Origin of the sequence: Vannielia litorea, from assembly GCF_900142295.1 — a bacterium.
Lineage (GTDB): Bacteria > Pseudomonadota > Alphaproteobacteria > Rhodobacterales > Rhodobacteraceae > Vannielia > Vannielia litorea.
Genome location: NZ_FSRL01000001.1, coordinates 1,151,284 through 1,165,568, shown reverse-complemented (window position 1 = coordinate 1,165,568; position 14,285 = coordinate 1,151,284). Strand labels below are relative to the sequence as shown.

The 14,285-nt window shown below is 67.3% G+C and carries 13 protein-coding genes; 7 read left to right on the top strand and 6 right to left on the bottom strand.

What is annotated here, in order from left to right; all coding sequences use genetic code 11:
- Positions 1 to 57: 57 nt before the first annotated feature.
- The 7 genes from fabI to eno all read left to right on the top strand — a co-directional run bounded on the left by fabI (position 58) and on the right by eno (position 7,991).
- The gene (fabI, locus tag BUR94_RS05885; RefSeq protein WP_074255299.1) at positions 58 to 882 is read left to right on the top strand and encodes an enoyl-ACP reductase FabI; all 825 of its coding nucleotides are present in this window, start codon (positions 58 to 60) and stop codon (positions 880 to 882) included.
- Between the two features lie 9 nt (positions 883 to 891).
- The gene (locus BUR94_RS05880; protein WP_074255298.1) at positions 892 to 1,308 is read left to right on the top strand and encodes a hypothetical protein; all 417 of its coding nucleotides are present in this window, start codon (positions 892 to 894) and stop codon (positions 1,306 to 1,308) included.
- 143 nt (positions 1,309 to 1,451) lie between these two features.
- Positions 1,452 to 1,955: a xanthine phosphoribosyltransferase gene (gene gpt, locus BUR94_RS05875; RefSeq protein WP_074255297.1), complete on the top strand. Its 504-nt coding sequence runs from the start codon at positions 1,452 to 1,454 to the stop codon at positions 1,953 to 1,955.
- Positions 1,927 to 3,135, top strand: a complete 1,209-nt coding sequence (locus tag BUR94_RS05870; protein ID WP_074255296.1) for an aminotransferase — start codon at positions 1,927 to 1,929, stop codon at positions 3,133 to 3,135. The genes gpt and BUR94_RS05870 overlap by 29 nt, the downstream gene beginning before the upstream one ends.
- A gap of 75 nt (positions 3,136 to 3,210) precedes the next feature.
- Entirely contained in the window at positions 3,211 to 5,076 is a 1,866-nt protein-coding gene (locus BUR94_RS05865) for a SurA N-terminal domain-containing protein (RefSeq protein WP_074255295.1), read from the top strand.
- Positions 5,073 to 6,587 (top strand): anthranilate synthase component I, encoded by a 1,515-nt coding sequence (gene trpE / locus BUR94_RS05860; protein ID WP_074255294.1) that lies wholly within the window; start codon positions 5,073 to 5,075, stop codon positions 6,585 to 6,587. The genes BUR94_RS05865 and trpE overlap by 4 nt, the downstream gene beginning before the upstream one ends.
- A 126-nt stretch (positions 6,588 to 6,713) precedes the next feature.
- Positions 6,714 to 7,991, top strand: a complete 1,278-nt coding sequence (eno, locus tag BUR94_RS05855; protein ID WP_074255293.1) for a phosphopyruvate hydratase — start codon at positions 6,714 to 6,716, stop codon at positions 7,989 to 7,991.
- A gap of 117 nt (positions 7,992 to 8,108) precedes the next feature.
- On the opposite strand, the gene phoB is transcribed toward eno, so the two are convergent.
- The 6 genes from phoB to BUR94_RS05825 all read right to left on the bottom strand — a co-directional run bounded on the left by phoB (position 8,109) and on the right by BUR94_RS05825 (position 14,138).
- Positions 8,109 to 8,801: a phosphate regulon transcriptional regulator PhoB gene (gene phoB, locus BUR94_RS05850; RefSeq protein ID WP_074255292.1), complete on the bottom strand. Its 693-nt coding sequence runs from the start codon at positions 8,799 to 8,801 to the stop codon at positions 8,109 to 8,111.
- Between the two features lies 1 nt (position 8,802).
- Positions 8,803 to 9,525 (bottom strand): phosphate signaling complex protein PhoU, encoded by a 723-nt coding sequence (phoU, locus tag BUR94_RS05845; RefSeq protein WP_074255291.1) that lies wholly within the window; start codon positions 9,523 to 9,525, stop codon positions 8,803 to 8,805.
- 4 nt (positions 9,526 to 9,529) lie between these two features.
- Positions 9,530 to 10,327 carry a phosphate ABC transporter ATP-binding protein PstB gene (gene pstB, locus BUR94_RS05840; protein ID WP_074255290.1) on the bottom strand — a complete coding sequence of 266 codons (798 nt, stop codon included), beginning with the start codon at positions 10,325 to 10,327 and terminating at the stop codon, positions 9,530 to 9,532.
- A 15-nt stretch (positions 10,328 to 10,342) separates the two neighbouring features.
- Positions 10,343 to 11,641 carry a phosphate ABC transporter permease PstA gene (pstA, locus tag BUR94_RS05835; protein WP_074255289.1) on the bottom strand — a complete coding sequence of 433 codons (1,299 nt, stop codon included), beginning with the start codon at positions 11,639 to 11,641 and terminating at the stop codon, positions 10,343 to 10,345.
- A 10-nt stretch (positions 11,642 to 11,651) separates the two neighbouring features.
- The gene (gene pstC / locus BUR94_RS05830; RefSeq protein WP_074255288.1) at positions 11,652 to 13,028 is read right to left on the bottom strand and encodes a phosphate ABC transporter permease subunit PstC; all 1,377 of its coding nucleotides are present in this window, start codon (positions 13,026 to 13,028) and stop codon (positions 11,652 to 11,654) included.
- 69 nt (positions 13,029 to 13,097) lie between these two features.
- Positions 13,098 to 14,138, bottom strand: a complete 1,041-nt coding sequence (locus BUR94_RS05825) for a substrate-binding domain-containing protein (RefSeq protein WP_074255287.1) — start codon at positions 14,136 to 14,138, stop codon at positions 13,098 to 13,100.
- Between the last annotated feature and the right edge of the window lie 147 nt (positions 14,139 to 14,285).

The window sequence follows — 14,285 nt, the reverse complement described above, 5'->3', positions numbered from 1 at the left end:
CAACCTCGGCCCGGCTTGCCCTAAAGGGAGCAGGGCTGAAAGCGACGGAGGGCTCCGATGACGTCACAATTGATGGCAGGAAAGCGCGGGCTCATCATGGGCCTCGCCAATGACAAGTCCATCGCCTGGGGCGTGGCCAAGGCCTGCGCCGACGCTGGCGCCGAGTTGGCCCTGACCTACCAGGGCGAGGCCTTCAAGAAGCGTGTCACCCCGCTGGCCGAGCAGCTCGGCTGCACCCTCATGGCCGATTGCGACGTGACCGACATGGACAGCGTCGATGCCTGCTTCGCCCAGATCGAGAAGGAATGGGGCGGGCTCGACTTCTATGTCCACGCCATCGGCTTCTCCGACAAGAACGAGCTGCGCGGCCGCTACGTGGATACCTCCCGCGAGAACTTCCGCATGAGCATGGACATCTCCGTCTATTCCTTCACCGCCTGCACCGCGCGGGCCGAAAAGCTCATGAAATCCGGCGGTTCCTGCCTGACCCTCACCTATTATGGCGCCGAGAAGGTCATGCCCCATTACAACGTCATGGGCGTTGCCAAGGCCGCGCTGGAGGCCTCGGTGCGCTACCTCGCCGAAGACCTCGGCAAGGACGGCATCCGCGTCAACGGCATCTCCGCGGGCCCGATCAAGACCCTCGCCGCTTCCGGCATCGGCGACTTCCGCTACATCCTCAAGTGGAACGAGCTGAACTCGCCGCTGCGCCGCAACGTGACCATCGAGGACGTGGGCAAATCCGCGCTCTACCTGCTGTCCGATCTCGGCTCCGGCGTGACCGGCGAGATCCACCACGTCGACGCCGGCTACCACGCCGTCGGCATGAAGGCGGTGGACGCACCCGATATCGACGTGGTCACCAAGCGCAAGGGCGAGTGATCCGGCACCATGCCCGAGTATTGGCCGGTTTTCGACCCCGATGACCCTGCGGTGATGGGGGACGACTACCTCGATCTCGCCCTGTTCGACGCCCCGCCCTTCCCCGACATCTTCATCGACGCGGGCCTTGCCCCGCTCGAGGCCTACATCGGCCTGTCCCAGGCGGAGTTCGACGAGATGAACGAGGCCATCCCCGAGCACATGCGCCGCCCCTACGTGCCTGAGCGCGACGGCCCCTGGTTTCCGCCCGAGGCCATGCTGGAGCTCTGCGCCGCCCTCCGTGCCGCCCTGCGCGACCAGCCCGAGCTTTTCACGGCATGGCCCAACATGGCCGAGCACACCACCGAGCTGCTCGAAGACACCGAGCGCGTGTTCAACCGCGCCGTGGCGCAGCAGGTCGCCTTCCGCATCTCGGTTTCCCCCTGACCGACTGCCATCGCGCCGTCGCTCGCCCCCCTGCCGGCACCGCCGTCTTCGCCTCATTTCGCACCGCAAAAGGCCCGGCCCCTCTCGACGTCAGTGCCGCTGCGAGGCTAAGAGAGGCAAAACGCTGCACGAGGGAACAACCGATGTCCGACCGCCTGCCCCACGAAAAAGGCTTCCACGTGTCCTGGGACCAGATCCACCGCGACAGCCGGGCACTCGCCTGGCGGCTCGACGGCAAGGGCCCCGATGCCGGCGCCTGGAAGGCCGTCGTGGCCATCACCCGCGGCGGCATGGCGCCCGCGATGATCGTGGCCCGCGAGCTCGACATCCGCACCGTCGATACCATCTCGGTCAAGAGCTACGACCACCAGGACCGCACCGAGGCCAAGGTGCTCAAGGCCCCCGACGCGGCGATGATGGGCGATGGCGAGGGCATCCTCGTGGTCGACGACCTGGTGGACACCGGCAAGACCCTCGAGCTGGTGCGCCGGCTCTACCCCCGCGCCCACTTCGCCACCGTTTACGCCAAGCCCCAGGGCGAGCCGATGGTCGATACCTTCATCACCGGCGTCAGCCAGGACACCTGGATCTTCTTCCCCTGGGACATGGCCCTGCAATATGTCCAGCCCTTCCGGGGCAAGGACTGACGTGGCGCTCGCCCCCACCGCCCGCACCTTCCGCTCGCCCGTCGTCGAGGCCAAGGGCTGGCTTGCGGGCCTCAGCTTCACGCCCGACCGCCCGCTGATCGACGCAGGCCAGGCCGCGCCCTCCGACCCGCCCCCCGAAGCACTGCGCCGGGTGATCGCCGAGGCCGCGCTTCGCGACGACAGCGCCCACCAATACGGCGCCGTGCTGGGCCTGGGGCCGCTGCGCGAGGAACTCGCCGCCAACATCTCCGCCACCTACGGCGGCAGGGTGTCGGCGGCGCAGCTTGCCATCACCTCCGGCGCCAATCACGCCTTCTGCGCCACGCTGGCCTCGCTGGCCGGGCCGGGGGATGAAGTCATCCTGCCAACCCCATGGTATTTCAACCATAAAATGTGGCTCGACATGGCCCAGATCGGCACCGTGCCGCTGCCCTGCGGCACCGATCTCCTGCCCGATCCCGAGCAGGCGGCGGCGCTCATCACCGAGCGCACCCGCGCCATCGTGCTGGTCACGCCCAACAATCCCACCGGCGCCGAGTATCCGCCCGAGACCCTCGCCGCCTTCCGCGACCTCGCCCGCGCCCGCGGCCTCGCGCTCATCGTCGACGAGACCTACCGCGATTTCACCGCCACCCCCGGCGCGCCCCACGGGCTCTTCGAGGATCCGGACTGGGATGACACGCTCATCCACATCTACTCCTTCTCCAAGAGCTTCCGCCTGATGGGCCACCGGGTGGGCGCGGTGGCCACATCTCCCGCTCGACTGGCCGAAATCGAGAAGTTCATCGACACCGTCACCATCTGCCCCACCCCGCTGGGCCAGATGGCCGCGCTCTGGGGGCTCCGGAACCTCGCCCAATGGGTCGCCTCCCAGCGCGACGAGGTGATGACCCGGCAGGCCGCCATGCGCGCCGCCGCCCCTGCGCTGGCCGGGGAAGGCTGGCGCCTCGCCGGGTTGGGCGGCTTCTTTGCCTGGATCGAGCATCCCTTCGCCACCGACGCCACCACCGTCGCCCAGGCGCTCGCCCGCGAGGCCGCCGTCCTGGCCCTGCCCGGCACCTTCTTCTCGCCCGAGGGCGACGCCACCGGCCGCGCCGCGCTGCGCGTGGCCTTCGCCAACCTCGACGCCCCGCGCATCGCCCAGCTGGCTGCCCGGCTCTGCGATTTCAAAGGGGTTTGATCGCCCCCGCTCTTGCCCCTCCGGCACGGCCCGGATAACAAACGCCAACTGCGAACCAAGCATACGGGCGGAGCAATGGCACAGAGCGCGGGCAAGAAGGCGGGCAACATCGTGATCTGGGTGCTGATGGGCCTCCTGATCCTCGGTCTGGGCGGCTTCGGCGTCACAAATTTTGGTAGCTCGATCAACGCCATCGGCAAGGTCGGCGAAGAGCCGATCCCGGTGAACGAGTATTACCGCGAGCTGGTGTCCGAGATTTCCGCCGAGGAGCGCGAGCAGGGTCGCCAGATCTCGATCGCCGATGCCGAGCAGCTGGGCGTGCTGTCGCGCGTCCGCACCCGCCTGACCAACCGCGCCGCGCTCGACAACGAGGCCGCCCGCATCGGCCTCTCCGTGGGCGACGAGCGGGTCCGCGAGCAGGTGCTGGCCGCGCCTGCCTTCCAGGGCATCGACGGCAAGTTCGACCGCGCCGCCTACCAGGGCGTGCTGCGCAACCGCGGCATGTCGGTCGAGGAATTCGAGAACGGCGTCCGCAAGGACACCGCCCGCACCATCCTGCAAGGCGCCGTCGTCGGCGGCGTGCCCGCGCCCACCACCCAGATCGACGCGCTCCTGGGCTACTTCGGCGAGCGCCGCAGCTTCCGCTGGGCCACCTTCTCCGCCGACCAGCTGGCCGAGCCGCTGCCCGAGCCTTCCGACGCCCAGCTCACCGCCTATTACCAGGAAAACACCGCCGACTTCACCCTGCCCCAGATGAAGCGCATCACCTACGCCTGGGTGCTGCCCGAGATGCTGGTGGACACCGTTGAGATCGACGAGGACTCCGCCCGCAAGCTCTACGAGAGCAAGGCGTCGGAGTTCCGCCAGCCCGAACGGCGGCTGGTCGAACGGCTGATCTTCCCCTCCGACGAGGCCGCCGCCGAGGCCAAGGCCCAGCTCGATGACGGCTCCGCCACCTTCCAGTCGCTGGTCGAGGCCCGCGGGCTCACGCTGGAAGATGTCGACCTCGGCGAGGTGACCCGGGCCGCGCTGCCCGGCGAGGCCGGTGAGGGCGTCTTCGGCCTCTCGGAGCCCGGCGTCGCCGGCCCCTTCCCCACCGACCTCGGCCCCGCGCTCTTCCGGATGAACGGCATCCTCGCCGCCGTCGACGTGCCCTTCGAGGAGGCCCGGGCCGATCTGGTGGAGGAGCTGGCGCAGGAGCGTGCCCGCCGGGTCATCTCCGACATGGAGATCGAGATCGAGGACAGGCTCGCCGAAGGCGCCACGCTGGAGGAACTGGCCGAGGAAACCGAGCTCGAGCTTCGCCGCATCGACTGGTGGGAGGCCTCCGGCGAGGACATCGCCAACTACAACGCCTTCCGCGACGCGGCCCTCACCCTGACCGACGATGACTTCCCAACCGTGATCCGGCTCGAGGACGGCGGCATCTTCGCCATGCGCCTCGACGAAATCCTCGATCCCCGCGTGCAGGAGATCGACGCCGTGCGCCCCAAGGTTCTGGCCGGCTGGGAGGCGCAGGAAACCGAGAAGCGCCTGCGCGTGCAGGCCGCCGAGCTTCAGGCCCAGATCGAGGCCGGCGCGCCGCTGTCGTCCTCCGCCGCGCCGGTCGACGAGGCCGAGGGCCAGACCCGCGACGCCTTCATCGAGGGCACGCCGCCCGCGCTGGTCACCACCGCCTTCGAGCTCGAGGAGGGCGGCAGCGCCATCCTCGAGGGCTTCGGCAAGGTCTACCTGCTCCAGCTCACCGGCGTGCAGCCGGTCGACATGGAGAACGAGCGCATCGCGCTGCTCTCGCAACTGCTCACCCAGCAGGCCGCCCAGTCGCTCTCGGTCGATCTCTATTCGGCCTTCGCCTCGGCAGTCGCCGCGAGCGCCGGCGTCGAAATCGACAACGGCGCGCTCGCCCAGGTCCACTCCCAGATCGCCACGCAATCCCCATGACCGCGATCGAACCGAGCTTCGAGGCCTTCGCCGCCGCCTGGGAGGCGGGCCAGAACCAGGTGGTCTACACCCGGCTCGCCGCCGACCTCGACACGCCCGTCTCGCTGATGCTCAAGCTCGCCGGCGCCCGCGAAGACAGCTTCATGCTGGAATCGGTGACCGGCGGCGAGGTGCGCGGCCGCTACTCCATCGTCGGCCTCAAGCCCGACCTGATCTGGCAGTGCCACGGCGCAGCCGCGCGGATCAACCGCAACGCCCGCTTCGACCCCGACAGCTGGGAGCCCGAGACCGCGGCCCCGCTCGACAGTCTCCGTGCCCTGCTGGCCGAGAGCCGCATCTCCCTGCCCCAGGGTCTGCCCTCTGCCGCCGCGGGCCTCTTCGGCTACCTGGGCTACGACATGATCCGCCTGGTGGAGCATCTGCCCAACGTGCCGCCTGATCCGCTCGGCCTGCCCGATGCGGTGATGATGCGCCCCACCGTCGTGGCGGTGCTCGACGGCGTGAAGGGCGAGGTCACCCTCGTCTCACCCGCCTTCACCGCCTCCGGCCTCTCGGCCCGGGCCGCCTATGCCCAGGCCGCCGAGCGGGTGATGGATGCCCTGCGCGACCTCGACCGTGGCCTCTCCGGCGAAAGCCGGGAGCTCGAGGCCGCCCATGTCACGCCCGAGCCGGTGTCGAACTTCACCCATGAGGGCTACAAGGCCGCCGTGGAGAAGGCCAAGGAGTACATCCGCGCGGGCGACATCTTCCAGGTCGTGCCCTCGCAGCGGTGGTCGCAGAAATTCGCCCTGCCGCCCTTCGCGCTCTACCGCTCGCTGCGGCGCACCAACCCCTCGCCCTTCATGTTCTTCTTCAACTTCGGCGGCTTCCAGGTCATCGGCGCTTCGCCCGAGATCCTCGTGCGCCTGCGCGAAGGCGAGGTCACCATCCGCCCGATCGCAGGCACCCGCAAGCGCGGCGCCAACGAGGATGAGGACCGCGCTCTCGAGGCCGACCTGCTCTCCGACGAGAAAGAACTGGCCGAACACCTCATGCTACTCGACCTCGGCCGCAACGACGTCGGCCGGGTTGCGAAAATCGGCACCGTCCGCCCGACCGAGGAGTTCATCGTCGAGCGGTACAGCCATGTCATGCACATCGTCTCCAACGTCGTCGGCCAGCTGAACGACGGCGAAGATGCCCTCTCCGCCCTGCTCGCGGGCCTGCCTGCCGGCACCGTCTCCGGCGCGCCCAAGGTCCGCGCCATGGAGATCATCGACGAGCTGGAGCCCGAAAAGCGCGGCGTCTACGGAGGCGGCGTGGGCTATTTCTCCGCCGATGGCGACATGGATATGTGCATCGCCCTGCGCACCGCCGTGCTGAAGGACGAGACGCTCTATATCCAGGCCGGCGGCGGCGTTGTCTACGACAGCGACCCCGAGGCCGAGTTCATGGAAACCGTGAACAAGTCCAAGGCCATCAAGGCCGCCGCCGACGACGCCGCCCGCTTCACCCGTCGCGGCAACGGCTGATCCGCCTCTGCCGCGGTCGGGCGGCGGCATGTTAGCGCTCACATTCCTTGCCGCGCGCCCCTTGCGCCACGCCCCCACGCTGCTATGACGTAGGGCAAACGCCACGCGCCAAGGGAGGCCGCCCCCATGTCCACCATCATCGACATCCACGCCCGCGAGATTCTCGACAGCCGCGGCAACCCCACCGTCGAGGTGGACGTGACCCTGGAAGACGGCACGCTGGGCCGCGCCGCGGTGCCCTCGGGGGCCTCCACCGGCGCGCATGAGGCGGTCGAAAAGCGCGATGGCGACAAGTCCCGCTACAAGGGCAAGGGCGTGCGCGAGGCCGTGGCCGCCGTGAACGGCGAGATCGCCGAGGCGCTGGTGGGCTTCGAGGCCACCGAGCAGGTCGCGCTCGACGGTGCGATGATCGAGCTCGACGGCACCCCCAACAAGGGCCGCCTCGGGGCCAACGCCATCCTCGGCGTCTCGCTCGCCGTGGCCAAGGCCGCCGCCGAGTTCACCGGCCAGCCGCTCTACCGCTACGTCGGCGGCACCTCGGCCCGCACCCTGCCGGTGCCGATGATGAACATCATCAACGGCGGCGAGCACGCCGACAACCCGATCGACATCCAGGAATTCATGATCATGCCGATCTCGGCGCCCACCATCGCCGACGCGGTGCGCATGGGCTCCGAGGTCTTTCACACGCTGAAGGGCGAGCTGTCGGCCGCCGGCATGTCCACCGGGCTGGGCGACGAGGGCGGCTTCGCCCCCGAGATCGCCTCCACCCGCGCCGCGCTCGACTTCATCCTGAAGTCGGTCGAGAAGGCCGGCTACAAGCCGGGCGAAGATATCTGCCTCGCCCTCGATTGCGCCGCCACCGAGTACTTCAAGAACGGCAAGTACGAGTTTGCCGGCGAAGGAAAATCCCTGAGCAGCGAAGAGAACGCCGACTACCTCGCCGCGCTCGTCGCCGACTACCCGATCATCTCCATCGAGGACGGCATGTCCGAGGATGACTGGGACGGCTGGAAGATCCTGACCGACAAGATCGGCGCCCAGGTGCAGCTCGTGGGGGATGACCTCTTCGTCACCAACCCGAAGCGTCTGGCCGATGGCATCTCGCGCGGCGTCGCCAACTCCATGCTGGTGAAGGTCAACCAGATCGGCACCCTCACCGAGACCCTGCAGGCCGTCGATATGGCCCACCGCGCGCGCTACACCAACGTCATGTCGCACCGCTCCGGCGAGACCGAAGACGCCACCATCGCCGACCTCGCCGTGGCCACCAACTGCGGCCAGATCAAGACCGGCAGCCTCGCCCGGTCCGACCGGCTGGCCAAGTACAACCAGCTCATCCGCATCGAGGAAGAGCTGGCCGAAACCGCCATCTACGCCGGCCGCTCGATCCTGAAGGGCTGAGCCCGCCGCGCCCGGTCGCACCACGGGCCCCACAAAAGGCAAACCCCGGCCAAGGCCGGGGTTTCGTCGTTTTCAGGGTTGCGTCAGGCGGCGCCTGGGCGGTGGCTGACCAGGCCCTTACCCCAGCGCGTAACCCGCGCCACGCACCGTGCGCAGCGGATCCTCGCCGCCATGGGCCCCGAGCGCCTTGCGCAGCCGCCCGATATGCACGTCCACCGTGCGGGTATCCACGTAGATGTCGCGGCCCCAGACACGGTCGAGCAACTGCTCGCGGCTCCACACCCGGCCCGGCTTCTCCATGAAGGTGGAGAGCAGCCTGAACTCCTTGGGCCCCAGCTTCAGCTCGCGCCCGTTGCGCTCCACCTTGTGGGTCTCGGCGTCGAGCATGATATCCTCGTAGACCAGCCGCTCGCCCATCGTGGCGGGCCGCGTGCGGCGCAGCTGGGCGCGGATCCGGGCCATCAGTTCGATCACCGAATAGGGCTTCACCACGTAGTCGTCGGCGCCGGTCTCGAGGCCCCGCACCCGGTCCACCTCCTCGGCCCGCGCCGAGAGCATGATGATCGGAATGCCGCGCGTCTCGGTCTTCAGCTTCAGCCGGCGGCACACCTCGATGCCCGAGAGGTTGGGCAGCATCCAGTCGAGAACGATCAGGTCGGGGCGCTCCTCCTCGACCAGCAGCAGGGCGTCTTCGCCATTGTCGGCGCTGACCAGGTCAAAGCCCTCGGCCTCCAGGTTGTAGCTCAGGACCTCCCGCTGCGCGGGCTCGTCTTCTACAACCAACACAAGGGGTTGTGCGGTGCGGCTCATCTCAGTTGCCCACCTCGTAAGCCGGCGCCGTCTCCTTCGGCCGCGCATCGTCGGGCAGCTCGCCAGTGACAAGATAGATCACCTGCTCGGCGATCGAGGTCACATGGTCGCCCATGCGCTCGGTGTTCTTGGCGATGAAATGCAGATGCATGCAGGCGGTGATGTTGCGCGGGTCTTCCATCATGTAGGTCAGGAACTCGCGGAACAGCGCGTTGTACATCTGGTCCACTTCCTGGTCGCGGTCGCGGACGTCCGTGGCCAGCTCGGCGTCGCGCTGGATGTAGGCGTCGAGCGCATCCTTCAGCATCCCCTCCACCGTCCGGCACATCCTCCGGATCGAGGTGGTGGCGCCTTCGATCGGGTCGAGCTGCACCAGCACGCCGGTGCGCTTGGCCATGTTCTTGGCATAGTCGCCGACCCGCTCGAGGTTGCCCGAGATCTTCATCACCGTGAGCGCGGTGCGCAGGTCGGTGGACACCGGGGCGCGCAGGGCGATGAGGCGCGCGACCTCCTCGTTCACCTGCTCTTCCAGCGCGTCGATCGCCTCGTCGTTCTTGCGCACGCGCTCGGCGGTTTCCTCGTCGCGGGCGTCGAGCGAGGAGGCGGCTTCGGTGATCGCCGTCTCCACCATGCCGCCCATCTTCATGATCATCGCCTGAATCGCCTCCAGGTCCCGGTCGAAGGCCGAGGCGATGTGCTGTTCGTTCGGGGGAGTCAAGGACATGGGATCAGCCAATCTTGCCGGAGATGTAGGATTCGGTGCGCGGGTCTTGGGGCTTGGTGAAGATCTGCCCGGTCTCGCCGAACTCCACCAGGTTGCCGAGGTGGAAGAAGGCGGTCTTCTGGCTCACCCGGGCCGCCTGCTGCATCGAATGGGTCACGATCACCACCGAGTATTGCTCGCGCAGCTCGTCGATCAGCTCCTCCACCTGGGAGGTGGCAATCGGGTCGAGCGCCGAGCAGGGCTCGTCCATCAGCAGAACCTCGGGCTCGGTGGCGATGGCGCGGGCGATGCACAGCCGCTGCTGCTGGCCGCCCGACAGGCCGGTGCCGGGCTTGTCGAGCCGGTCCTTCACCTCGTTCCAGATCGCGCCGCGCCGCAGGCTCTTTTCCACGATCACGTCGAGATCGGCCTTGGTCCTGGCCAGCCCGTGAATCCGCGGCCCGTAGGCGATGTTGTCGTAAATCGACTTCGGAAAGGGGTTCGGCTTCTGAAAGACCATGCCCACCTTGGCGCGCAGCTGCACCGGGTCCACCGATCTGTCGTAGATGTTCTCGCCATCGAGCAGGATCTCGCCCTCGACGCGGCAGATGTCGATGGTGTCGTTCATCCGGTTCAGGCAGCGCAGAAAGGTCGACTTGCCACAGCCCGACGGGCCGATGAAGGCCGTCACCGTGTTGCCCTCGATCTCCACGTTCACATCCTTGATGGCGTGCGTGTCGCCGTAATAGACCTGACAGCCCTTGGCCGAGATCTTGATGTTGTCAGTGTCCACTATTCTCTCCAGCGGTCGCATGTCGTTCATTGGATGTCCTTCCCCTTACCAGCGCCGTTCAAACTTCTGCCGAAGGAAGATCGCGATGGCATTCATGATAATCAGGAAACCGAGCAGCACCAAGATCGCCGCCGACGTGCGCGAGACGAAGCCCCGCTCGGGGCTGTCGGCCCAGATGAAGATCTGGGTCGGCAAAGCCGTCGCACTCTCGAACGGGCTCGCCGCCGCAGATGTGATGAAGGCGTTCATCCCGATCAGCAGCAGCGGCGCGGTCTCGCCAAGCGCCTGGGCAAGCCCGATGATCGTGCCGGTCAGGATGCCGGGCATCGCCAGCGGCAGCACGTGCTGAAACACCATCTGCTGCTTTGAAGCGCCCAGCCCCAGGGCCGCCTCGCGGATCGACGGCGGAACCGCCTTGAGCGCGGCGCGGGTGGCGATGATGATCGTCGGCATGGTCATCAGCGCCAGCGTCAGCCCCCCCACGAAGGGCGCCGACCGCGGCAGGCCGAACCAGCCGATGAACACCGCCAGCGCCAGCAGGCCGAAGACCACGGATGGCACCGCCGCAAGGTTGTTGATGTTGACCTCGATGAAGTCGCTCAGCTTGTTCTTCGGCGCGAACTCCTCGAGATAGATCGCCGACCCGATCCCCAGCGGGAACGAGATGAGAAAGCAGATCAGCAGCGCCCAGAACGACCCGACGAGCGCGCCTTTCAGGCCCGCAAGCTCCGGAAACCGCGAGTCGGCATTGGCGAAGAGACCGAAGTTGAAGGGCTTGCTGATGGCACCCTGCTCGGTGAGCGCGTCGAACCACGCGATCTCGTTGTCCTTGACCCGCCGGTTCACCTCGGGCGTGGCGCGCTCGATAAGCCCCTTGTAGAGCTGGTCATAGGGGTCGGAGACCGGCACCTTCATGGTGAGGGTCTGGCCGATCAGCTCGGGGTTGGCCACAACCCGGTCCCGCAGCTCGAACTGGGCCCCGTTCGACAGGATCCCCTCGACCGCCTTGGCGGTGGCGCGGTCATCCATGTCCACGCCCGGCAGCATTCTTGCGAGCGAGGCGGCAAGCGCATCGTCGAAGCCGCCACGCGGCAGCCGCTCCGCCGGAATCTCCTCGGGGTCGACGAAGACCTCCAGCGTCAGATGGGTCTGGGTGAAGGCTTGCCAGCCGGTGCTGACGAGAGAGGCGACCAGGATGAAGAGCATCAGGAAGGCGATCGAGATCGCGCTGATGCCGATCCACTTCAGGCGCGCCTGCTTTCGGCGCCGCCGGCCAAGCGTGGAGGCGACGATGTCGGACGCCCGGCGGGGGTCGGTTCCGTTGGCGGTGGAGATATCGGTCATTGGATCGGCCTCAATCGTAGGCTTCGCGGTACTTGCGCACGATGCGCAGCGCGAGAATGTTGATCATCAGCGTGACGAGGAAGAGCATCATCCCCAGCGCGAAGGCCGCGAGGGTCTTGGGGTTGTCAAAGGATGTGTCGCCGATGAGGAGGGTGACGATCTGCACGGTCACGGTCGTGACGCTGTCGAGCGGGTTGATCGTCATCTTGGCGATGAGGCCGGCGGCCATCACGACGATCATGGTTTCCCCGATCGCCCGGCTCACCGCCAGCAGCACGCCGCCGACGATGCCGGGCAAGGCCGCCGGAAACAGCACGGTCGTCATCATCTCTCCGCGCGTGGCGCCCAGGCCCAGCGCGCCGTCGCGCAACGAGTGCGGCACGGCGGAGAGCGCGTCGTCGGCAAAGGACGATATGAACGGGATCAGCATGATGCCCATCACGCCCCCGGCGGCCAGCGCCGTGTTCGGAGCGACATCGACGCCGATGCTCTGACCGAAGGACCGGATCGCCGGGGCCACGACCAGGATCGCGAAGAAGCCGTAAACAACCGTCGGAACCCCGGCCAGGATCTCGAGCACCGGCTTGATCATCGTGCGCAAGCGGCGCGGGGCGAACTCGTTGAGGTAGATCGCCGAGAACAGGCCGATCGGCACCGCGACAACCAGCGCCACCACCGTGATCACGATGGTGCCGAGAATGACCGGAAGCCAGCCAAAGGCCCCTTCCGCCGCAATCTGATCTTCGCGCAAGGGGATCTGCGGCTCCCAGTTGGCGCCGAACAGGAACTCCGTCAGCGGCACCCGGTCGAGAAAGCGCAGCGTTTCGTAGGACAGCGACAGCACGATGCCCACCGTGGTGAAGATCGCCACCGTGGAGCAGAAGATCATCAGCCCCTTCACGATGCCCTCCACCCCCTGCCGGGCGCGGAACTCGGCAGAGACGCGGCTCCTGGCGAACAGGATGATGATCAGCGACAGCACCGCGACAGTGGCCACCATCAGCCAGTCGGCGCGGGCATGCAGCGCGTTGTAGTGGTCGGCGGCCGCGAGCTTCCAGTCCTCCGGCGTTCCGAAGACCTGGCCCTGCGAAAGCGATTTGATCTCCGCCAGCACCAGCTGCGTCCCGCCCGAGTCGAGCCCGTCGAGCGCGCCCTGGGGCAGGTTGCCCATGACCGTCCGGTCGATGAACGGCCCCTGCAGGACGAGCCAGAGCAGGATCACGGTGAGCACCGGCACCAGAACCAGCAGGGCGGAGAAAAGCCCATGGTAGGATGTCATGGAATGCAGGCGTTGGCCGCGGTCGCGCACGGTTCGTGCCGCAAGCCGGTTCAGAACATAGCCTGCAATCGTCGCCACGATCAGCAGCAGGAACGGGAGCGCGGACATTGGGAGACCTCTTGAAGAAAAGGTGCCCCGGTCCGGCGGACGGACCGGGGCGATTTCACGAGTGCCGGATCAGTTGGTGGGAGCCGCCATCGACGAGCCGTTCAGCACGGCGTCCTGAAGCTCCATGCGGCGGTCTTCGGCCAGGGCAACGAGGCCCCGCTCGGCGAGGTAGCCACCGGCTTCCAGCGCGTCGTCCGACATGTACTCTTCGATGAACTCGTTGAGGTTCGGGATCACGCCGCGGTGGGCGTTCTTCACGTAGAAGTAGAGCGGGCGCGACACCGGGTAGGACTTGTCGGCAATGGTGTCGGTCGAGGGCTCGACGCCTTCGATCTTCACGCCTTTCAGCTTGTCGAGGTTCTCGTAGAGGAACGAGTAACCGAAGATGCCCATGGCGTTGGCGTCGGCTTCGAGGCGCTGAACGATCAGGTTGTCATTCTCGCCGGCTTCCACGAAGGGCCCGTCGGTGCGCATGCGCGAGCAGTTCTCGCCGATCCAGTCGCCGTCGAAGCCACCCTCTTTCACATAGTCCAGCTCTTCGCAGCCGGCGTGCATGGCCAGCTCGACGAAGGCATCACGGGTGCCCGAGGTCGGCGGCGGGCCATAGGCCAGGATCTCGACGGCCGGCAGGTCTTCGCGGATCTCGTTCCACATCTTGTAGGGGTTGTCCTTCCACTCGCCGTCAACCGGCACCTGGGCGGCCAGGGCCAGGTAGATCTCGCCGAGCGACAGGTCCCAGTCGAAGTCGTTGGAACGCGACACGGCCAGCGACAGGCCGTCAAAGCCGATCAGGGCCTCGGTAACTTCGGTCACGCCGTTCTGCTGGCACAGCTCGTACTCGGAGGCCTTCATGGCCCGCGAGGCGCCGGTGATGTCGGGGTGCTGCTCGCCGATGCCGCCGCAGAAAATCTTCATGCCGCCGCCGGTGCCCGTGGATTCGACGATGGGCGAAGGCGCGCCGGTGTTGTTGGCGAACTGCTCGGCCACGGCCTGCGTGTAGGGGAAGACGGTCGAGGAACCGACGATCCGGATCTCGTCGCGCGCGGCGGCGGCGGTGGCCGAAACCGCCATCACGGCGAGGGTGGAAACGCTGAGCTTGGTGAAAGACATCTGGAACTCCGTTGCATGTCAGGCTCGCCCCGGCTGCTCCTGCGGGGCGTTCGCGGGCCCCTTCTCGGCGCTGGGTGTTAGGCTTTTGTGACACGTGTGTAACAGTTTCATGACATGTCGCGGGGCATGGTGAAAAAAGCCTGCCCG